Origin of the sequence: Umezawaea beigongshangensis, from assembly GCF_016464305.1 — a bacterium.
Lineage (GTDB): Bacteria > Actinomycetota > Actinomycetes > Mycobacteriales > Pseudonocardiaceae > Umezawaea_A > Umezawaea_A beigongshangensis.
The window spans coordinates 79851-99386 of record NZ_JAEIOJ010000006.1; the positions used below are offsets into that span (position 1 = coordinate 79851).

Annotated in this window: 17 protein-coding genes; 8 read left to right on the plus strand and 9 right to left on the minus strand. The window is 73.3% G+C overall.

The annotated features are described in order from the left end of the window. Window position 1: 1 nt before the first annotated feature. Together IMZ35_RS16420 and IMZ35_RS16425 are read right to left on the minus strand one after the other, a co-directional pair. Window positions 2-901, minus strand: a complete 900-nt coding sequence (locus tag IMZ35_RS16420) for a GlxA family transcriptional regulator (RefSeq protein ID WP_199441970.1) — start codon at window positions 899-901, stop codon at window positions 2-4. Window positions 902-1217: 316 nt separating this feature from the next. Beyond that, complete coding sequence (locus IMZ35_RS16425; protein ID WP_199441971.1) at window positions 1218-1625, minus strand: SgcJ/EcaC family oxidoreductase; 408 nt, start codon at window positions 1623-1625, stop codon at window positions 1218-1220. A 210-nt stretch (window positions 1626-1835) separates the two neighbouring features. Between IMZ35_RS16425 and IMZ35_RS16430 the strand changes: the two genes are divergently transcribed. After that, complete coding sequence (locus IMZ35_RS16430; protein ID WP_199441972.1) at window positions 1836-2267, plus strand: Rid family hydrolase; 432 nt, start codon at window positions 1836-1838, stop codon at window positions 2265-2267. A 94-nt stretch (window positions 2268-2361) separates the two neighbouring features. On the opposite strand, the gene IMZ35_RS16435 is transcribed toward IMZ35_RS16430, so the two are convergent. Beyond that, window positions 2362-3495 (minus strand): TetR/AcrR family transcriptional regulator, encoded by a 1134-nt coding sequence (locus IMZ35_RS16435; RefSeq protein WP_199441973.1) that lies wholly within the window; start codon window positions 3493-3495, stop codon window positions 2362-2364. A gap of 102 nt (window positions 3496-3597) precedes the next feature. Here IMZ35_RS16435 and IMZ35_RS16440 point away from each other — a divergent pair, with 102 nt between their 5' ends. Next, a complete protein-coding gene (locus IMZ35_RS16440) occupies window positions 3598-4788 on the plus strand; it encodes a cytochrome P450 family protein (RefSeq protein ID WP_199441974.1) in 1191 nt (396 codons plus the stop codon). A gap of 18 nt (window positions 4789-4806) precedes the next feature. Here IMZ35_RS16440 and IMZ35_RS16445 read toward each other — a convergent pair whose 3' ends face one another. The 4 genes from IMZ35_RS16445 to IMZ35_RS16460 all read right to left on the minus strand — a co-directional run bounded on the left by IMZ35_RS16445 (window position 4807) and on the right by IMZ35_RS16460 (window position 8515). Next, the gene (locus IMZ35_RS16445; protein WP_199441975.1) at window positions 4807-5202 is read right to left on the minus strand and encodes a MerR family transcriptional regulator; all 396 of its coding nucleotides are present in this window, start codon (window positions 5200-5202) and stop codon (window positions 4807-4809) included. Between the two features lie 9 nt (window positions 5203-5211). Beyond that, window positions 5212-6228, minus strand: a complete 1017-nt coding sequence (locus IMZ35_RS16450; RefSeq protein ID WP_199441976.1) for an MDR family NADP-dependent oxidoreductase — start codon at window positions 6226-6228, stop codon at window positions 5212-5214. 231 nt (window positions 6229-6459) lie between these two features. Next, on the minus strand, window positions 6460-7926 hold the full coding sequence (locus IMZ35_RS16455) for a protein adenylyltransferase SelO (protein ID WP_199441977.1): 1467 nt from the start codon (window positions 7924-7926) through the stop codon (window positions 6460-6462). A gap of 91 nt (window positions 7927-8017) precedes the next feature. Beyond that, window positions 8018-8515, minus strand: coding sequence for a GbsR/MarR family transcriptional regulator (locus tag IMZ35_RS16460; protein ID WP_199441978.1), 498 nt, complete (start codon window positions 8513-8515; stop codon window positions 8018-8020). A gap of 96 nt (window positions 8516-8611) precedes the next feature. Here IMZ35_RS16460 and IMZ35_RS16465 point away from each other — a divergent pair, with 96 nt between their 5' ends. Both IMZ35_RS16465 and IMZ35_RS16470 read left to right on the plus strand, forming a co-directional pair. Next, window positions 8612-9511 carry an ABC transporter ATP-binding protein gene (locus IMZ35_RS16465; protein ID WP_199441979.1) on the plus strand — a complete coding sequence of 300 codons (900 nt, stop codon included), beginning with the start codon at window positions 8612-8614 and terminating at the stop codon, window positions 9509-9511. Then, window positions 9508-11103, plus strand: a complete 1596-nt coding sequence (locus IMZ35_RS16470) for an ABC transporter permease (RefSeq protein WP_199441980.1) — start codon at window positions 9508-9510, stop codon at window positions 11101-11103. Before IMZ35_RS16465 ends, IMZ35_RS16470 begins: the two co-directional genes overlap by 4 nt. A 52-nt stretch (window positions 11104-11155) precedes the next feature. Here the strand turns inward: IMZ35_RS16470 and IMZ35_RS16475 are convergent, their stop codons facing one another. Continuing rightward, window positions 11156-12121 carry a pectate lyase family protein gene (locus tag IMZ35_RS16475; RefSeq protein WP_199441981.1) on the minus strand — a complete coding sequence of 322 codons (966 nt, stop codon included), beginning with the start codon at window positions 12119-12121 and terminating at the stop codon, window positions 11156-11158. 356 nt (window positions 12122-12477) lie between these two features. On the opposite strand from IMZ35_RS16475, the gene IMZ35_RS16480 reads away from it, so the two are divergent. Together IMZ35_RS16480 and IMZ35_RS16485 are read left to right on the plus strand one after the other, a co-directional pair. Next, window positions 12478-13044, plus strand: coding sequence for a winged helix-turn-helix domain-containing protein (locus IMZ35_RS16480; protein ID WP_199441982.1), 567 nt, complete (start codon window positions 12478-12480; stop codon window positions 13042-13044). Then, window positions 13044-14291, plus strand: a complete 1248-nt coding sequence (locus IMZ35_RS16485; RefSeq protein WP_199441983.1) for an MFS transporter — start codon at window positions 13044-13046, stop codon at window positions 14289-14291. Before IMZ35_RS16480 ends, IMZ35_RS16485 begins: the two co-directional genes overlap by 1 nt. A gap of 60 nt (window positions 14292-14351) precedes the next feature. Here the strand turns inward: IMZ35_RS16485 and IMZ35_RS16490 are convergent, their stop codons facing one another. Beyond that, entirely contained in the window at window positions 14352-15248 is an 897-nt protein-coding gene (locus IMZ35_RS16490; protein WP_438816876.1) for a PAC2 family protein, read from the minus strand. 50 nt (window positions 15249-15298) lie between these two features. Between IMZ35_RS16490 and metH the strand changes: the two genes are divergently transcribed. Then, window positions 15299-18859, plus strand: a complete 3561-nt coding sequence (gene metH, locus IMZ35_RS16495) for a methionine synthase (RefSeq protein WP_199441984.1) — start codon at window positions 15299-15301, stop codon at window positions 18857-18859. Further along, entirely contained in the window at window positions 18856-19527 is a 672-nt protein-coding gene (locus IMZ35_RS16500) for an HAD family hydrolase (RefSeq protein WP_199441985.1), read from the plus strand. The genes metH and IMZ35_RS16500 overlap by 4 nt, the downstream gene beginning before the upstream one ends. Window positions 19528-19536: the final 9 nt, after the last annotated feature.

The window sequence follows — 19536 nt, forward strand, 5'->3', positions numbered from 1 at the left end:
GTCACCGTCGGACGTGCGCCTTCCGGTAGGCGGACGGGGTCGTGCCCACCTCACGGCGGAAGAGGCTCCGGAAGTTCGCGGAGGTGCCGAACCCCGTCGCCCCGGCGATCCGCTCGACGGACCAGTCGGAGGTCTCCAGGAGCCGGCGCGCGGCGAGGACCCGCTGGAGGACGACCCAGCGCATCGGGGGCATCCCCGTCTCCCGCTCGAAGTGGCGGACGAACGTCCGCCGCGGGAGCGTGCTCCGGTCCGCCATGCGCTGCACGGTGATCGCCGACCCGAGGTTGTCCACCACCCACTCCCTGGTCGCGCGCAGGCTGGCGCGGGGCGGGACGACGACGTCCACGTACTGCGGCTCGGCCGAACCGCGGGCGGGGGAGGAGACGACGTCCTTCGCCACCTCGTCGGCGGCCGCGGCGCCGAAGTCGGCCCGGATCACGTGCAGGAGGGCGTCGATGAACGCGCCCGACCCCGCGGACGTCAGCACCGCTCCGTCCTCGACGAACACCCGGTTGTCCACGACGTCGACCGCGGGGTACGCCGCGCGGAACTCGTCGGTGTGCCGCCAGTGCATCGTCGCGCTCTTCCCGTCCAGCACTCCGCTCGCCGCGAGCGCGAACGCGCCCGTGCAGGCCGCGACGATCCGGGCACCGCGGTCGGCGGCCGCGCGCAACGCCTCCAGGTGGTCGTCCGGGACGGGGAGGTGCGGGTGCTCGTAGCTCGGGACCACGACGACGTCCGCGCACTCCACGTCCGCGAGGGAGTGCGCCGCTCCGGCGGTCGCGCCGGAACCCCGATCTCCGCGGACGAGCACGCGGTATCCGGGATGGGCGTTCAGCACGTGCTCGGCGATGCTGAGGTCCAGCGCCAGCACCCGTGGCGGCAGGAGGATCACGGCCACCTTCTCAGCATCCTCCGACCGCACTGTCCGCCCTCGTTCCCGCGCCGGTTCCCGTCGGTCAGGGTACGTGGTCTCCGGGGCGGCACGATCCTTTCCAACATCGGCACGAGCGGCGGTGGTCCTCCCTGACCTGCCCCGATAGCACGGCGACCGCGGCCCCTCGAACTCTGCTGAGTGACGACCCACCGTGTCGATCTCGTCCGGGTCGGCCAGCGCCGTCACCTCGGACTCGGCGGCGAACCGGACGTCCAGCAGGACGTCGCCGGAGGCGTCGCGCAGCGGCAGGTCGGTCACGAGCGCGCTCCTCGTGCGGAACTCAGGCGAGCACCTCGGTGTTCTGGCAGGCCGTCAGCAACCACCGGCCGTCCTCCTTCGACATCACGTACAGCGGACTGCCCTCCTTGCCGCCCTCGGCGGGCTGCCCGTCGCGGGTGAAGTACCGCTGGCGGACCTTCACGGCGGCGACGTCCGGGCGGACGAACAGCACGTGCACCACCTCGTAGCTCGGCACGAGGTCCGTCATGGCGCCGGGCAGGACCGCGGCCGTGAAGGCGGCGATCTCGGCGCGGCCGGTCAGTCGTTTGCCGTGACCGGTGGTCCAGACGGCGTCCTCCCGGAACAGGGCGACGAACTCGTCCACGAGCTCCTCGGCCTGGGCGTGCTCGACGGTGGCGACGACCTGTCTGATGGCATCGAGGTCGAGGCTGTGCGCGGTGGAGGTCATGCGCACAACCCTGATACCTCCACCATCCTGGAGGTCAAGGCCGGTCGTGCGGCGGGAGGATCGCGCGCTCGTGCAGGCGGCGACGATCCGGGCACCACCCGTGGTGGCACGATCCTTTCCAACATCGGCACGAGCGGCGGTGGTCCCCCCTGACCTGCCCCGATAGCGTCGAGCTACTGGCACGACGGGTGCTGTGACGAGGGGAGCGGGATGAGCGGAGTGAGGCGGACCGAGAGCCACGGGGTTCCGTGGGAGGTGTCCTACGGCTACGTGCAGGCGGTCAGGCACGGCGACACCATCTACCTCTCCGGTCAGTTGGCGCACGACGGGGAGCGGCTCGTCGCCCCCGCTCCGGTCGACGAGGACGGGAGGGTGACCGACTTCAGCAACACGGGCGAGCAGCTGCGACAGTCCTACGCCAACGCGGCGAAGCTGCTGGCGCGGTTCGGCGCGTCGCTGGACGACGTCGTGGAGGAGGTCGTCTACGCGCTCGACTGCGACGCTCTGCTGGCCGTGGCCGGACCGGTGCGCAAGGAGGCGTACGGCCGACCGGACCCGCAGGTGGCGAGCACGATGCTCGGCACGCCTCGCCTGGCCTTCCCCGAGCAGCTGGTCGAGGTGAAGTTCGTCGTCCGGGTCTGACCGGGCGGCGTCACCACGTCGCCGTGCCCTCCTCTTCCTCGCCGTCGTCGGACTCGCCGACCGCCCGGTCGGGGGGAGGCGGGGTGCCGCGCCCTCACGGCGCGCTGTCGGCGTTGCGGGTCCGGTGCGGCGCCGCCGGTTCGGCCGCGCGAGCGGTCGTCGGATCGGCCGTGGCCGCCGTGTGGCACGCGCCGAAGCCCTCCGCCCGCACCACGATCCGGCCCGCCTTCACGCGGACGGCGGTCTCGGTGGCGTCGCTGACCGCGTGCGCGCCGGCCGCCGCGGCGAGGAGGCCCGCGCCGTCGCAGACGACGTGCAGGCGCGGCAGCGCCGACGGCGGGAACGCCCGGCGCAGGCCGTTGCGCAGGTCGGCGATCATCAGCCGGGTCAGCGGCATCAGCTCGTGCGGGTCGTTCGTGACGAGGACCGCGGTGACCTCGGAGCCCGGCGGGGCCGCGCGCACCGCCTCCTCGACCGCGGCGAGCCGGTGCAGCCCGAGGACCGCGACCACGCCGTCACCGGTGGGGTGCACGGTCTCGCCGCGCAGCAGGTCCACGCAGGACGGTGGCGACCACGGCTCGTCCACGAAGCGCGCGTCCGGCGCCATCGGTCGCGGTGGCCACCGGTCGCCCAGGTCGAGGTCGGCGAGCTGCTCGCACACGCTGATCACGTCGAAGGGCTCGACGAACTCGGGCGCGGCGGCGGCGAGCTGGCTCGCGCCGTGCAGCGTGGTCAGCGCGGCCTCGGCCACCCGCACCATCCGGCCGCGCGGGTCGCGCGGCGGGTCCAGCCGTTCGAGGGCGAGCCCGAGCAGGACCGCGTCGAGCTTCATCAACTGCGCGAACGGGCGGCGGATCCGCTCGTCGGCGACGACCTCGGGCATGAGGTCCACCCCGAGCCGGGCCGCGCCGTACTGCTCGTCCGTGGCGAGGGGGAGCCGGGTGACCAGGGCGCGGGCGAACGCGCCCAGCGCCTCGCGCGCCGTGCGTCCCGGCTCGGTGCTGGGCGGTACCGGCGCGCGCTCGGCGTTCTCCGCCAGGACGGCGAAGTAGAGGGCGCGCTTGCCGGGGAAGTTGGAGTACACCGCGCCGCGGGTGAGCTCGGCCCGCTCGGCGATGACGTCGATCTTGGCGTCGCGGAAGCCGTGCTCGGCGAACTCCTCCCGCGCGGCGGCCAGCACCCCGGCGCGGTTGCGCTCCTGCGTCTCCGCCCTGGTGAGCCTGGCCATCGGCGCTCCCCGTCCCGCTGTCGTCGCCCGTTCCGCTCCAAGATAACGTCGTCATTCACATGATGTCATCATGTGTTCACATCATCCGACTGAGGAGCCGTCATGACCGACGACACGAGCGGTGTGCCCGTGATCGACCTGACCGACCCCGATGTCCTGCGCGACCCGTTCACCGCGCACGCCAGGGCCAGAGAACGCTCACCCCTGGCCCGGATGACGGGACCCGGATTTCCGCCGATGTGGGTCGTCACCCGGTACGAGGAGGTGCGCGCGGTGCTGGGCGACTCCCGGATCGGACCCGGTTCCACCAGCTACCTGCCGCTCGACGTGCCCGAGCACTGCGCGCCGTACCTGCGGACCATGCAGGAGATGGACGGGCCGGAGCACGCCCGGCTGCGCAGGCTGGTGTCACCGGCGTTCACCGCGCGCCGCGCCGCCGAGTTCCGGCCGCGGATCGAGCCCCTCGTCGACGCCCTGCTCGACGACCTGCCGGACCACGCGGAGAACGGCGTGGTCGACCTGCTGGCGCACCTGGCGCGACCGCTGCCGACGGACGTGATCTGCGAGCTGGTCGGCGTTCCCGCCGCCGACCGCCCGCGGTGGCGCGAGTACGGCACGGCCGTGGTGTCGGGGCACGGAGCGCGGTTCGCGGAGGCCGTGCCCGCCATCGTGGACGGCGCGCGGACGGCGGTGGAGCGGCGTCGCGCCGAACCGGGCGACGACGTCCTCTCGGCCCTCCTCCGGGCCGGCGGTGTGGAGGACGCGGAACTGGTCACCCTCGTCTGGCACCTCGTCCTCGCGGGGCAGACCCCGACGAACCTGATCGCGAACGGCGTGGAGGCGCTGCTGTCGCACCCCGACCAGCTCGCCGCCCTGCGCGACGACCCCGGTCTCGTGCCCGGCGCGGTCGAGGAGCTGATCCGCTGGTGCGGGCCGCAGCTGCTCGCGATCCCCCGCTACGCGCGGGAGGACGTCGAGATCGGCGGTGTGCTGGTCCGCGAGGGCGAACCGGTCGTCGCCGCGCTCGCCTCCGCCAACCGCGACCCGCGCGCCTTCGCCGACCCGGACCGCCTCGACGTCACCCGCGCCCCGAGCGCGCCGGGACACGTCGGCTTCGCCCACGGCCCGCACTTCTGCCTCGGGGCCCCGCTCGCGCGGGTGCAGACGGAGGTCGCGCTCACGGCACTGCTGCGCCGGTTCCCGGACCTGGCGCTCGCCGTCGCCCCGCAGGACGTGGTGCGCGCGCCCGATCCCGGCACCTGGCGGCTGGCGGCACTGCCCGTGACCCTCTGAGGCTCATCGGCGCCGGGTTCAGTCCGGCGTCGGCGCGGTCGCGAGCTGGGCGTGGCAGGTGGCGATCCGCTCGCGCAGCCGGGTCAGCCGGGCGATCTCCGCGTCCAGCGCGGCCAGCCGGTTCCCGAACACGTCCGCGGCGGCGGGGGTGCGGGCGTGTTCGGGAACCTCCTGCTCCGGCAGCGCGTCGCCCTCGAACACGTGCAGGCCCTCCGCGAGAGCGGCGACGTCCTCGACGGTCAGGCCCAGCGCCAGCATCTCGCGGACGATCCGGACCCTGGCCACGTCCTCCGGCTCGTACTCCCGCTGCCCCGACGTGGTGCGCCACGACGGGGGCAGGAGTCCGCGCTGCTCGTAGAACCTCAGTGCGCGGGGCGTCGTGCCCGCCGCTGCCGCCGCATCACCGATCCGCATCCGGTCCCCCTACAGGTCGACGACGACGGCGCCCAGGTGGCGTCCGGCGATCACCTCGTCGAACGCCAGCGGCGCACGGTCGATTCCGTCGACGCGGACGTGCGGGAACGTGATCTGCCCGGAGCGCAGCCAGCCGCCGAAGCGCTCGGTCCACTCCGGCAGCGCGTCGGGGTGGTCAGCGGCGTTGAAGCCGCGCACCTGCACGCGCCGCAGGACGATCGGCGCCAGGTCGACCTCCACGAGTGCGTCGGCGTCGGCGTGCTCCGCGAGCTGCGCGGACAGCACACCGACCACCACGAAGCGCGCGTGCGGTCGCGCCTGCGCGACGGCGGCCCGCAACTGCTCACCGCCGACGGTGTCGACGAGGACGTCCACGCCGTCCGGAGCGGCCTTCGCCAACTGCTCGGCCACCGGCTCCGCCCCGCGCACCACGACCGCGTCGTAGCCCAGCTCCGAGAGCATCCGCTCGACCTTGGCCGGGGAACCGGTGCTGCCGATCACGCGCCCCGCACCGAGCAGCCGGGCGATCTGACCGGCCAGCGCGCCGAGCGCACCGGCCCCGCCGGTGATGAACACCGTGTCACCGGGACGCACCTCGACCGCCCTGGTGAGCGCCGCGTAGGCCGACCACCCCTGCGACAGGTGCGCGACGGGGTCGGGCAGGTCGTCCCCCAGCGGCGAGCACTCCGCGACGGGGAGCACGACGTGCTCGCGCCACCCCCGCCCGTGCGAGACCAGGTCGCCGGGACGCAGTCCGCTGTCCTCGGGAGCGGAGATCACCTCGCCGATCGCGGGTCCGGGCAGCACGTCGCCGGGCCGGATTCCGCCGTGCTCCTGCACGCCGCTGCTCATCATCGTGCGCAGCAGCGCGGCGAACACCAGGAAGTGCCGGTTCGCGACGAGCACCTCGCCGTCCCCCGGCACCGGCGGGGGGACCTCGACCACGGCGAGGTGGGCCGAGGTGGCCGGTCCGTCGGGTGCGACGGCGAGACGGACTTCGCGGGAGACGGTGGGCAGTGCGGGCACGACGTGGTCCTCTGCGGGTCGGCGAACCGCGCGGTCGTCCGCACGGCGCGGGGACGCTAACCCCTGACCCGCACGTCAGGGTCAAGCTCGGGAGCGACCCGCCCCGGCTTCGGCAGCGTCCAGCGCCGTGTCCCGCAGCGTCACCGCGACCACCACCGGGGTCGGCGTCGGGCGGGCGCGCTCAGCGGCACCGCGCCCGAACGCCCCGCTCGCGGTGCGCGAACGGTGGACTCAGGTCCCGCAGAAGGTCCGGTAGGTCGCGCTGAAGTCCTCCGGGGCGGGGGCGGCGAAGCGCTCGAAGCCGGGGCGTTCCTCGTAGGGGGCGCGCACCGCGTCCAGGAGCTGTGCGAACGCCTCCTGATCCCCTCCGGTGGCGGCGGCGAGGGCCTCCTCGACGAGGTGGTTGCGGGGGACGTGGACGGGGTTCACCCGGTCCACCGCGTCGGCGTCCGGGCCCAACGCCCTCCACCGGATGATCCACTCGTCGATCGCGGCCAGGTCCAGGAACACCTCGCGCACGGGCTCGGCGTCGCCGCGGGCGGCCCTGCCGAGGCGGCGGTAGAACGACGTGTGGTCGACGTGGTTCGCCCGCAGGAGGGCGAGCAGGTCGTCGACCAGCGGCGAGGCCACGTCGTCGGCGAGCCCGGCGGGCAGGCCGAGCTTGGCCCGCATCCCCGACGAGAAGGCGCTGTCGTACCGATCGCCGAACGCGACGAGCGCGGCGGTCGCCAGTTCGACCCCCTGCTCCTGGTCGTCGGCGAGCAGCGGGAGGAGCGCCTCGGCGAGCCGGGCGAGGTTCCACTGGATCACGAGCGGCTGGTTGCCGTAGGCGTAGCGCCCCTGCTGGTCGATGGAGCTGAAGACGGTGTGCGGGTCGTACGCCTCCACGAACGCGCAGGGCCCGTAGTCGATGGTCTCGCCCGAGATCGTCGTGTTGTCGGTGTTCATGACACCGTGGACGAAGCCGGCGAGCATCCACCGGGCCACCAGCGACGCCTGCGCGGCGACCACGGCCTCGAACAGCGCGAGGTGGGGGTGCTCGGCGTCCGCGGCGCTGGGGTGGTGGCGGGCGATCGCGTGGTCGGCGAGCCGGCGCAGGAGGTCGACGTCGCCGGTGGCGCGGGCGTACTGGAAGCTGCCGACCCGCAGGTGGCTGCTCGCGACCCGCGCGAGCACGGCTCCGGGCAGCGGCGTCTCGCGGTGCACCGTGCGCCCGGTCGCCACCACGGCCAGGGAACGGGTCGTGGGGATTCCCAGGGCGTGCATCGCCTCGCTGACGAGGTACTCGCGCAGCATCGGGCCGACCGCGGCCAGGCCGTCGCCACCGCGGGCGAACGGCGTGCGCCCCGAGCCCTTGAGGTGCAGGTCGCGCGGGCGGCCGTCGGCGTGGACGAGTTCGCCCAGCAGGAGGGCGCGGCCGTCGCCCAGACGCGGGGAGTAGTTCCCGAACTGGTGCCCCGCGTACGCCTGGGCCACCGGGTTGGCGCCGTCGGGGACGTGGTTGCCGACGAGCAGGCGCAGCCCCTCCGGACTGCGCAGCCAGTCGGCGTCCAGGCCGAGTTCGGCGGCCAGCGGCTCGTTGAGCACGAGCAGGCGCGGTTCGTCGACCGGTTCCGCCTGCCAGGGGAGTGCCATCTCCGGGAGCGCGCGGGCGAACTGGTCGTCCAGGGCGAGGGTCGGTGATGATGCGGTGCTCACGTCGTCAACGGTACGTGGCGCGCGCCCGTCGGACCGGACGCGAACGCTCCACTCGCGGTGCTGGAACGCTCAACTCGCGGTGCTGGAACGCTCAACTCGGGGGGAAGCGGGATGCTCGGTAGGTGCGCCAGCGGTCCATCACGAGGGGCAGCTCCTCGTGGACGAACTCGAAGAACGCGCGCATCTCCGCCAGACGGCGACCGCCCCTCGTGTCCTCGCCGAGGACGGTCACGCCCTCGTCGAGGGCGTTCTGCCAGCGCAGCAGCATCTGGTCGCGGCGGAAGATCGTCTCGTACCAGAGGTCGTCGAACACCCGGTACACCTCGCGCCGCGATCCCGGCTCGCGGTCGCGGGCGATCAGGTCGACCTGGGTCAGGTAGCGGACCGCGCCGGACACCGCGGCCGGACTGATCTTGAGCATCTCCGCGAGGTCGGCCGACGTGAGACGGCCCTCGTGCGACGACACCAGCGCCACGAAGACGCGTGCGGCCATCTTCGGCACGCCCGCCTCGCTGAAGAGCGTCGAGAACCGCTCGACGAACCGCAGCACGGCCTCGTCCTGGTCGGTCCGCTCGCTCGCCTCCGGCACGGGCACCCGCTCCTCGTCTGACAGCTCGTCTCGGCGGGCGAGCTTATCGGATTTCTTAACTTCACGAAATTGTGAAAGAAGTGTAGCTTCGGGGGCATGACAGACGCCATCTCCGCGTCCGGCCTGGTGAAGACCTTCGGGCCGACGCGTGCGCTGGACGGTCTCGACCTGACCGTCCGCACCGGAGAGGTCCACGGCTTCCTCGGCCCGAACGGCGCGGGGAAGTCCACGACCATCCGGGTGCTGCTGGGCCTGCTGCGCGCGGACGGCGGTGAGACCCGCCTCCTGGGCGGCGACCCGTGGCGCGACGCCGCCGCGCTGCACCGCCGCCTCGCCCACGTGCCCGGCGACGTCAGCCTGTGGCCCACCCTCACCGGCGGGGAGGTGATCGACCTGCTCGGCAGGCTGCGCGGCGGCCTGGACACCACGCGCCGCGACGAGCTGCTGGAGCGCTTCGAGCTGGACCCGCGCAAGAAGAGCCGCACCTACTCCAAGGGCAACCGGCAGAAGGTCGCCCTGGTCGCGGCGCTGTCCTCGGACGTCGAGCTGCTCCTGCTCGACGAGCCCACCTCCGGCCTCGACCCGCTGATGGAGGCCGTGTTCCAGGACTGCGTGAACGAGGAGCGCGCCCGCGGACGCACGGTGCTGCTGTCGAGCCACGTCCTCGCCGAGGTCGAGGCGCTGTGCGACCGCGTGAGCATCATCCGCGCCGGCCGCACCGTCGAGACCGGCACGCTGGCCGAACTGCGCCACCTGACCCGCACCAGCATCAGCGCCGACCTGGCCGCCCCGCCCCGCGGCCTCGCCGGCCTGCCCGGCGTGCACGACCTGCACGTCGACGGCGGCAGGGTGCGCCTGGAGGTCGACACCGACCACCTCGACGCCGTCCTGCGCCGGCTCGTCGACTCCGGCGTGCGCAGCCTGACCAGCCGGCCGCCCACGCTGGAGGAGCTGTTCCTGCGGCACTACGAGCACGAACGGGTGGGCGCGCGATGAGGGGCGGAACCCTCGGCACCGCGGCGCTGCTGCGGCTGGCCCTGCGGCTGGACCGCGTGCGGCTCGCGGTGTGGGTGCTCGCGATCGCGGGCATCACCGTCGGCGGCGCGTCCAGCGTCGCCGAGCTCTACGGCACGCCGGAGTCGCGGGCGCAGCTCGCCGCCGGGGTGGGCGGCAACCCCGCCTACCGGGCGATGGTGGGGCCGCCCTTCGGACTCGGCGAGATCGGTGGCGTCGTGGCCTGGCGCGTCGGCTTCTTCGCCGCGCTGCTCGTGGCGGTGATGAGCGTGCTGCTCGTCGTGCGGCACACCCGCGCCGAGGAGCAGGCCGGACGGGTGGAACTGGTCTGCGCGGGCGTCGTGGGCCGGCGCGCGCCGCTCGCCGCGGGCCTGCTGCTGCTCCTCGGCGCGAACGCCGTGATCGGCCTGCTGTGCGCGCTCGGCCTGCTGGGCCTGGGGCTCGGCGCGGCGGGGGCGAGCGCGCTCGGGCTGGCCGTGGCCGGTACGGGGTGCGTCTTCGGCGCCGTCGCCGGGCTCACGGCACAGCTCACCGAGAACGCCCGCACGGCCAGCGGCGCCGCGTCCTGCGTCCTCGCCGCGGCCTACCTGCTGCGTGCGGTGGGCGACTCGTCGGAGGCGACCTGGCTGTCCTGGCTGTCACCGCTCGGCTGGGCGCAGCAGGTCCGGTCCTTCGCCGACGAGCGCTGGGAGGTGCTCGCTCTGCCGCTCGTGGCGACGCTGGTCGTCTCGGCCGCCGCGTTCGCGCTCGCGGCGCGGCGCGACGTCGGCGCCGGTCTGCTGCCGACGCGTCCAGGGCGCGCGTCGGCGGGCGGCTCGCTGCGCGGACCGCTCGGCCTGGCCTGGCGCTTGCAGCGCGGCTCGCTGGTGGGCTGGACGGCCGGTGCCGCGCTGGGCGGCGCGGCCGTCGGATCGGTGGCGGGCGGGATCGGGGACCTCGTGGCCGACTCGCCGCAGACGGTGCGGCTGCTGGAGCAGCTCGGCGGCGTCGGCGGTCTCGTCGACTCCTACCTGGCGCTCGCGACGGGCGTCCTGGGGATCGTGGCCTCGGCGTACGCGGTGCAGGCCGCGCTGCGGCTGCGCGTCGAGGAGACGGACCTGCGTGCCGAACCCGTCCTGGCCACGGGCGTCACCCGGACCTCCTGGATCACGAGCCACCTGCTGCCGGCGTTCGGCGGATCGGCCCTGCTGCTGACCGCCGCCGGGCTCTGCGCCGGACTGGTGCACGGCATCGCCGGCGGTGACGTGGCCGGGCAGCTCCCGCGCGTGCTCGCCGGCGCTCTCGTGCAGGTGCCGGGCGCGTGGTTCGTCGGCGGTCTGGCGGTCCTGCTGTTCGGCGCGGTGCCGCGGCTGACCGCGTTGGCGTGGGCCGCGCTCACGGCCTTCCTGGTGATCGGTCAGCTCGGGGCGCTGCTCCAGCTGCCGGAGTGGCTGGTGGAGCTCTCGCCCTTCACCCACCTGCCGAGGGTGCCGGGGAACGAGGTGACGGCGGCGCCGCTGCTGTGGGTGACGGGCATCGCCGCGGTGCTGGTGGTCGCCGGGGTGTGGACGTTCCGGCGGCGCGACGTCGGATGACGGCGGGGGAGGTGGGGCCACCGCGGCCCCACCTCCCCCGCCGACCGCGGGATCAGATCTTCCCGGTGCCCGCCCCGCTGGTCACCACGGACTTCACCGTGCTGGCCGCGTCGAGCGCGTAGGAGTAGGGGATCGCGGCCACGGAACCGCCCGCGTCGCCCGAACCCGAGTTCACGAAGTGGTTGTTGCGCGCGACGAGATTCGCGCCGGGCGAATCGCCCTCACCGCGGTGGAACGGGTCGTCGGTGTTCTCGAAGAAGTTGCCCTCGACCAGCACGCCCGCCTCCATCGTCGAGGCGACGCCGTAGTCCGTCACTCCACCGTAGTAGTTGTTGTAGACGTGCACGGGATTGCCGAAGCGCACCCGCGGGTGCCGCTGCTGCGTGCCGTCGAACCAGTTGTGGTGGTAGGTGACGCGCAGCTTTCCGCGGTCCTCTCCGCCGTTGCCGTCGTCGTGCCCGAGCAGCATCGTCTTGTTGTGGTCGGTGAACTTGTTCCACGACACGGTCACGTGGTCGGACGCGCGCTTGATGTCGACCGCGCCGTCGCTGCCGTTGGCGAACGAGTTGTGGTCGATCCACACGCGGGTGGAGTACTCGACGTTGATCGCGTCGTCCGACCAGTCGCGGAAGGCGATGTTGCGGACGATCACGTTGGAGACCTTGGAGATGTTCAGGCCGTTGCCGGTGATCGCGGCGTTGGACCCCACGCCGACGATCGTCTTGTTGGCGGCCACCTTCGACCTCGTGGACAGCGCGATCGTGCCGGACACGCGGATCACCGCGGGACTCGACGACTGCATCGCGCTGATCAGCGCGGCGGAGGTCGAGACGGTGACGGGCGAGGCGTTGCCGCCGCCGGTGGTGCCACCGCCCTGGGTGGCCCACCCGGCGAGGTCGAACGGCGCCGCGGTGGCGCTCGGTGCGCCGACGGCGGCACCGGCGACCACGACGGCCGACAGCAGAGCCGTGCGCCACGGCGCTCGTGCTCGTCGCGCTCCGTTGGTGGTGCGAGACATCTTCTACCTCCGGAAGAAGTGCGGCCGTTCCGCGCGGAAAAGAGCACGAGGACGGCCGTCCGTCTGTGCAAGGACGGGCGACGGTGTGGCAGCGGTTGTCGTGGCGACGTCGTGCGGCGACGACGTTAATGAGGAGGCAATGCGCGGTCAACCATTTTGTCGCGTTTCAGTTGAATGATGGAACGCGTCAAGTACGTGAATGTCTTCGACGTTCGTTCGAACGTTGTTCTGCGAATTCGCCGGGCTCGTTCGACGGTGGCGAGCCCGGCGGACCCCGGCCGGGGGCTTGACGGTGGCCGGGGCGGGTGCGACTCTGAAAGAAAAACTTCGAAAGAAGTCTTTCAGAGTGGAGGACCGTGAGCCACCCGAAGCCGCGCCGCGTCCACGACGTGGAGGCGCTCAAGGCCCTGACCCACCCGCTGCGCCTCGCCCTGCTCCGGCACCTGCTGGTCAACGGGCCGCGCACCGCCAGCGAGTGCGCGGCCGCCGTGCGTTCCAGCGCCTCCAACTGCAGCTGGCACCTGCGGCAGCTCGCCAGGTTCGACTTCGTCGAGCGGACCGAGGGCGGGGACGGGCGGGAACGACCGTGGCGGGCCACGGCCGTCGGCTTCGACACCGGCGCCTTCGACGAGGACCCCGCCGTGCGGACCGCGCAGGAGGCGCTGCTCGCCCTCGGCCTCGCGGAGGACCACCGGCAGATGCGCGCGTTCCTCGACCGCCAGGAGGAGTTCTCCCGCGAGTGGCTCCTCGCCTCGGCCCACCAGGTCTACGGCCTGCGGGTCGCTCCGGCCGAGCTGACCCGGCTGATGGAGCAGGTCGACGACCTGCTCCGCCCCTACCTCGCGCCGCTGCGGCCGGACGCGCCGGAGGACGCGGCGGTCGTCCGGGTCGGCGTGCAGGCGTTCCCGCTGGTGGAGGGGTGATGCGCGGACCGCTGGCGGCGCCCGCGTTCCGGCGGCTGTGGATCGCGGGTCTCGTGGCCGAGACGGGGGACTGGGGGCTGCGGATCGCCCTGCCCGTCGTCGTCCTGCAGCTCACCGGTTCCGCCACCGCGACGGCGGCGACGCTCGTGCTCGGACTGCTGCCCGGCGTGCTGCTCGGGCCCGTCGCCGGTGTGCTCGCCGACCGCTGGGACCGGCGACGGCTGGTGCTGTGGGCGATGGTCGCCCAGGGGCTCGCGCTGCTGCCGCTGCTGGCCGTTGACCGCGCCGAGGACCTGCTGCTCGTCAACCTGGTGATCGCCGCGCAGTCCGCTCTCGCCGCGCTCGTCGAACCCGCCCGCAACGCCCTGCTGCCCACCCTCGTGGACCGGGCCGACGTGCTGGCGGCCAACGGTCTCGTGGGCCTGGGCAACAACCTCGCCCGCCTCGTGGGCGCCTCCCTCGGCGGCCTGCTGCTCGGCCTCACCGGCCTGCCGGGCGTGCTGGTCGTGAACGTGGCCTCGTTCGGCCTCGCCGCGGCCCTGCTGGCCCGGCCCCTGCGCGCGCAGGCCCGGCCCGAGCGCGCCCGGCCCGAGCGCGCCCGGCCCGAGCGCGCACCGGCGCTGCGCGCGTGGCTCGACGGGCTCGGCGAGATCCGCCGCAGCGCCGCGTTGCGGGTGGCGCTGCTGGCGTTCGGTCTCATGGCCGTGGCGCAGGGCGTGTTCGCGGTGCTGTTCGTCGTGTTCGTCACCGACCGGCTCGGCGGCGGGGGGACCGAGGTCGGCCTGCTGCGCGGCGTGCAGGCGGTGGGCGCGCTCGCGGCCGGTGCGGCGCTCGGCGCGATCGTCCGCCGGTGGCGCTCCGAGGTCGTGCTCGGCGGATCGCTCGTCGCCTTCGCCGCGATCACGGCGCTCGTCTGGAACGGCCCGCACGTCACCACCGCGCTCGGCTGGTACGTCCTGCTGTGCGCCGCGATGGGCGCACCGGGGCTGACCGGGATCAGCGCGCTGCTGACCGTGCTCCAGGAGCACACGGCCGACGAGGTGCGCGGACGGGTGATGAGCAGCGCCTTCACCCTGTTCGACGCCCTCCAGGCGGCGGGGGTGCTGCTCGGCGGCGCGCTCGTCGCCCCGCTCGGGCTGATCGCCGTGCTCGACGCGCAGGCCGGGTTCTACCTGCTGGCGGGGATCGTCGTGCTGGTGGCCCTGCGGCGGACCGCCGACCGGCCCGCGGCGGCACCGGCGCGCTGACGCCTCCCGGTGCCGGCGGAAGCCGCCCCGCGCACCCGGCCGGGTGCGCGGGGCGGTCGCCTACATCCCCGTCGGGCCGCGACCCGGTCCCTGCCCCCTGCGGCGCAGGTAGCGCTCGAACTCGGCGGCGATGGCGTCACCGCTGGTCTCGGTGAGCTGGATCTCGGCGTCGCCGCGCTCCTCCAGCGCCCGCACGTAGTTGCGCACGTCCTCGTCCTCGTCCGCCATCTCGCTGACGGTGCGCTCCCACTCCTCGGCCTGCTCGGGCAGCGCGCCCAGCGGCACCTCCACGTCGAGGACCTCCTCCACGCGGTGCAGCAGGGCGAGCGTCGCCTTCGGGGACGGCGCCTGCGACACGTAGTGCGGCACCGCCGCCCAGAACGAGATCGCCGGGACGCCCGCCTGCACGCACGCGTCCTGGAAGACGCCGACGATGCCGGTGGGGCCCTCGTAGCGGGAGGTCTCCAGCCCGTACTTCGACGCGGAGGCCGCGTCGTAGGCGGTGCCCGTGACCGGGACCGGCCGGGTGTGCGGGGTGTCCATGAGCAGCGCGCCCAGCGTGACGACCGTGGTGATCCCCAGCGCCTCGGCGTGGCCGACGAGTTCCGCCGCGAAGTTCCGCCACCGCATGTTCGGCTCGATGCCGTGGACGAGGACGATGTCGGTCGAGGAGCCGGGCGGCCGGCACACCGTCAGCCTGGTCGTCGGCCACTCGACCCGGCGCGTGATGCCGTCCACCAGGTGGACTGTGGGCCTCGTCACCTGGAAGTCGTAGTAGTCGTCCGGGTCGAGGTCGGCGAGCGGCTTGGCGTCCCACGTGAGCTGAAGGTGCTCGATCGCGGTGCTGGCGGCGTCGCCAGCGTCGTTCCAGCCCTCGAACGCCGCGACCATGATCGCTCCCGAGAGCGGTTTCGGCGAGTCGGAGGGTGTCGTGGAGCTCTGGTCCGGATCGGTCACCTGGTCAGCCTACGACCAATCTCGGAGCTGGATGGCCGTAGGCTTGGCACATGCTGGATCGTGCCACGTCCCCGCTCCTGGCCGCCCTCGAAGACCGCGTCGTCGTCGCCGACGGCGCGATGGGCACGATGCTCCAGTCCGTGGAGCTCACGCTCGACGACTTCGCAGGTCACGAGGGGTGCAACGAGATCCTCAACGTGACCAGACCCGACGTCGTGCGGGGGGTGCACCGGGGCTACCTGGAGGTCGGCGCCGACGCCGTGGAGACCAACACCTTCGGGGCCAACCTGCCGAACCTGGCGGACTACGGCATCGAGGACCGCATCCGCGAGCTGTCGGAACTGGGCGCCTCGCTGGCGCGCGAGGTCGCCGACGAGTTCAGCACCCCGGACAAGCCGCGCTTCGTCCTGGGCTCGGTCGGCCCCGGCACGAAGCTGCCCACGCTGGGGCACGCCCCGTACGCGCGACTGCGCGACGCCTACGTCGAGCAGGTCGCCGGTCTGATCGCCGGCGGGGCCGACGCGGTGATCGTCGAGACCTCGCAGGACCTCCTCCAGACCAAGGCCGCGATCATCGGCGCCAAGCGCGCGATGAAGGTCGAGGGCCGGCAGATCCCGATCATCGCCCAGGTGACGGTGGAGACGACCGGCACGATGCTGCTGGGCACGGAGATCGGCGCGGCCCTGATCGCCCTCGAACCGCTCGGCATCGACCTGATCGGGCTCAACTGCGCGACCGGCCCCGCCGAGATGAGCGAGCACCTGCGCCAGCTCGCCAAGCACTCGCGCATCCCGCTGTCGGTCATGCCCAACGCCGGTCTGCCGCAGCTCGGCCCGAACGGCGCGGTGTACCCGCTGAGCCCGGAGGAGCTGGCCGAGTCGCTGTCCGGGTTCGTCACCGAGTTCGGCGTGCGGCTGGTCGGCGGCTGTTGCGGCACCACCGCGGAGCACGTCAGGCAGGTCTCCGAGGCCGTGCGGGGCCTCGGGGCCGTGCCGCGCAAGCCCCGGCCCGAGCCGGGGGTGTCCTCGCTCTACCAGGCCGTCCCGTTCCAGCAGGACGCGTCGGTGCTGATGATCGGCGAGCGCACCAACGCCAACGGCTCCAAGGCGTTCCGCGAGGCGATGCTGGAGCGGCGCTACGACGACTGCGTGGAGATCGCCCGCGACCAGACCCGCGACGGCGCCCACCTGCTGGACCTGTGCATCGACTACGTGGGGCGCGACGGCGCGGCCGACATGGACGAGCTGGCCGGGCGGCTCGCCACCGCCTCGACCCTGCCGATCGTGCTCGACTCCACCGAGCCGGAGGTCATCCAGGCCGGGCTGGAGCGCCTGGGTGGCCGCTGCGCCGTCAACTCGGTGAACTACGAGGACGGCGACGGCCCCGGCTCCCGGTTCCAGCGCACGATGGAGCTGGTGTCCGAGCACGGCGCCGCCGTCGTCGTGATGTGCATCGACGAGGAGGGCCAGGCCCGCACCGCGGAGAGGAAGGTCGCCATCGCGACCCGCACCATCGAGGCCCTGGTGCGCGACTGGGGGATGCGCGCCAGCGACATCGTCGTGGACTGCCTGACCTTCCCGATCACCACGGGACAGGAGGAGGTCCGCAAGGACGCGATCGAGACGATCGAGGCCATCCGGCAGCTGAAGAAGCTCCACCCGGACGTGCAGACCACCCTGGGGGTGTCGAACGTGTCGTTCGGCCTCAACTCCGCCGCCCGGCAGGTGCTCAACTCGGTCTTCCTGCACGAGGCCGTGCAGGCGGGGCTGTCGACCGCGATCGTGCACGCCTCCAAGATCATCCCGATGGCGCGCATCCCCGACGAGCAGCGCGCCGTCGCGCTCGACCTCGTCTACGACCGCCGCCGCGAGGGCTACGACCCGCTCCAGAAGCTGATGTCGCTGTTCGAGGGCGTCACCGCGTCCTCCAACAGGGCCAGCCGCGCCGAGGAGCTGGCGAAGCTCCCGCTGTTCGAGCGCCTGGAGCGGCGCATCGTGGACGGCGAGCGCAACGGTCTGGAGGCCGACCTCGACACCGCGCTGGACGAGCGCCCGGCGCTGGAGATCATCAACGACACGCTGCTGTCCGGGATGAAGACCGTCGGCGAGCTGTTCGGCTCCGGCCAGATGCAGCTGCCGTTCGTGCTCCAGTCCGCCGAGGTCATGAAGACCGCCGTGGCGCACCTCGAACCGCACATGGAGCGCGCCGACGACGAGGGCAAGGGCCGCATCGTGCTGGCCACCGTCAAGGGCGACGTGCACGACATCGGCAAGAACCTCGTGGACATCATCCTGTCCAACAACGGCTACGAGGTCGTGAACCTGGGCATCAAGCAGCCCATCACCGCGATCCTCGACGCCGCGGAGGAGCACCGCGCCGACGCCATCGGCATGTCCGGCCTGCTGGTGAAGTCCACGGTCGTGATGAAGGAGAACCTGGAGGAGATGAACTCGCGCGGTGTCGCCGCGCGGTGGCCCGTGCTGCTCGGCGGCGCGGCTCTCACCAGGGCCTACGTGGAGAACGACCTGACCGAGACGTACCTCGGCGACGTCCGCTACGCCCGCGACGCCTTCGAGGGCCTGCGGCTGATGGACGCGGTCATGGCGGCCAAGCGCGGGGAGAGCCCGCACGTGGACCCCGAGGCCGAGGCGAAGGCCGCCGAGCGCAGGGCACGCCGCGAGCGCTCGCTGCGCATCGCCGCCGAGCGCAGGGCGAAGCAGGAGGCCGAGGAGGCCGCCCTGCCGGTGCCCGCGCGCTCCGACGTGGCCACCGACGTGCCGATCCCGACGCCGCCGTTCTGGGGCACCCGCGTGGTCAGGGGAATCCCCGTCGGCGACTACGCGGCGATGCTCGACGAGCGCGCGACGTTCATGGGGCAGTGGGGCCTCAAGGGCTCCCGCGGCACCGGCCCCACCTACGAGGAGCTGGTCGAGACCGAGGGCCGCCCGCGGCTGCGCTACTGGATGGAGCGCCTGGCCACCGAGGGCGTGCTCGCGCACGCCGCCGTCGTCTACGGCTACTTCCCGTGCGTGTCCGAGGGCGACGACCTGGTGATCCTGTCCGAGCCGGCGCCCGATGCCCCCGAGCGGACCCGGTTCACCTTCCCGCGCCAGCGCCGGGACCGGCGGCTGTGCCTGGCGGACTTCTGGCGTCCCCGCGAGGCGGCGGTCGAGGCCGGTGAGGTCGACGTGATCCCGTTCCACCTCGTCACGATGGGCCAGCCGATCGCGGACTACGCGAACGAGCTGTTCGCCAAGGACTCCTACCGCGAGTACCTGGAGGTCCACGGCCTCGGCGTGCAGCTCACCGAGGCGCTCGCCGAGTACTGGCACCGGCGCGTCCGCGAGGAGCTGGCCTTCTCCGGCGGCGCCACCGTCGCGCAGGAGGACCCCGAGGACGTGGAGGAGTTCTTCAAGCTCGGCTACCGCGGCGCCCGCTACTCGCTGGGCTACGGCGCGTGCCCGAACATGGAGGACCGGACGAAGGTGGTCGAGCTGCTCCAGCCGGGTCGCATCGGCGTCGAGCTGTCCGAGGAGCTGCAACTGCACCCGGAGCAGTCCACGGACGCCTTCGTGGCGCACCACCCCGAGGCGAAGTACTTCAACGCATGAGCGGGACGACGCGCCCGGCGGCCGTGCTGTGGGACATGGACGGCACGCTGCTGGACTCCGAGAAGCTGTGGGACGTCCCGCTGTACGAGTTCGCCGAGAAGCAGGGCGGGACGCTGACGCTCGCCACGCGGCAGGCGATGGTGGGCACGAACGTGCCGAAGACCCTGGCGCTGCTCTACGGCGACCTGGGCGTCGTGCCCACGGCGGAGGAGCTGGTGGACGCGGCGGCGTGGATCGCCCGCCGCACCGAGGAGGTGTTCCGCGCGGGCCTGCCGTGGCGGGACGGCGCCCGGGACGCGCTGCACGCCGTGCGGGCCTCGGGCGTGCCGATGGCGCTGGTGACCTCCACCGAGCGCTCGCTGACCGAGGTCGCGCTGGACACGATCGGCCGCGACCTGTTCGACGTGACGGTGTGCGGCGACGAGGTGGACGGCCACAACAAGCCGCTGCCCGAGCCGTACCTGAGGGCGGCCCGGTCGCTGGGGGTCGACGCGGTGGACTGCGTCGCGGTGGAGGACTCGCCCACGGGCGTGGCCGCGGCGGTGGCGGCGGGCTGCGCGGTGCTGGTGGTGCCGTGCGACGTGCCCGTGGAGCCCGGTGAGCGCCGGACCTTCCGCGAGTCGCTGGTGGGTGTGGACCTCGACGTGCTGGCCTCGCTGAGGTCGTGAGGCGGCGGC

What these genes read in the sequence shown, in the direction of transcription:
- IMZ35_RS16425 (WP_199441971.1), bottom strand. Translation starts at nt 1,625, where the DNA reads ATGACCTCCACCGCGCACAGCCTCGACCTCGATGCCATCAGACAGGTC.
- IMZ35_RS16430 (WP_199441972.1), top strand. Translation starts at nt 1,836, where the DNA reads ATGAGCGGAGTGAGGCGGACCGAGAGCCACGGGGTTCCGTGGGAGGTG.
- IMZ35_RS16435 (WP_199441973.1), bottom strand. Translation starts at nt 3,495, where the DNA reads ATGGCCAGGCTCACCAGGGCGGAGACGCAGGAGCGCAACCGCGCCGGG.
- IMZ35_RS16440 (WP_199441974.1), top strand. Translation starts at nt 3,598, where the DNA reads ATGACCGACGACACGAGCGGTGTGCCCGTGATCGACCTGACCGACCCC.
- IMZ35_RS16445 (WP_199441975.1), bottom strand. Translation starts at nt 5,202, where the DNA reads ATGCGGATCGGTGATGCGGCGGCAGCGGCGGGCACGACGCCCCGCGCA.
- IMZ35_RS16465 (WP_199441979.1), top strand. Translation starts at nt 8,612, where the DNA reads ATGACAGACGCCATCTCCGCGTCCGGCCTGGTGAAGACCTTCGGGCCG.
- IMZ35_RS16470 (WP_199441980.1), top strand. Translation starts at nt 9,508, where the DNA reads ATGAGGGGCGGAACCCTCGGCACCGCGGCGCTGCTGCGGCTGGCCCTG.
- IMZ35_RS16475 (WP_199441981.1), bottom strand. Translation starts at nt 12,121, where the DNA reads ATGTCTCGCACCACCAACGGAGCGCGACGAGCACGAGCGCCGTGGCGC.
- IMZ35_RS16485 (WP_199441983.1), top strand. Translation starts at nt 13,044, where the DNA reads ATGCGCGGACCGCTGGCGGCGCCCGCGTTCCGGCGGCTGTGGATCGCG.
- metH (WP_199441984.1), top strand. Translation starts at nt 15,299, where the DNA reads ATGCTGGATCGTGCCACGTCCCCGCTCCTGGCCGCCCTCGAAGACCGC.
- IMZ35_RS16500 (WP_199441985.1), top strand. Translation starts at nt 18,856, where the DNA reads ATGAGCGGGACGACGCGCCCGGCGGCCGTGCTGTGGGACATGGACGGC.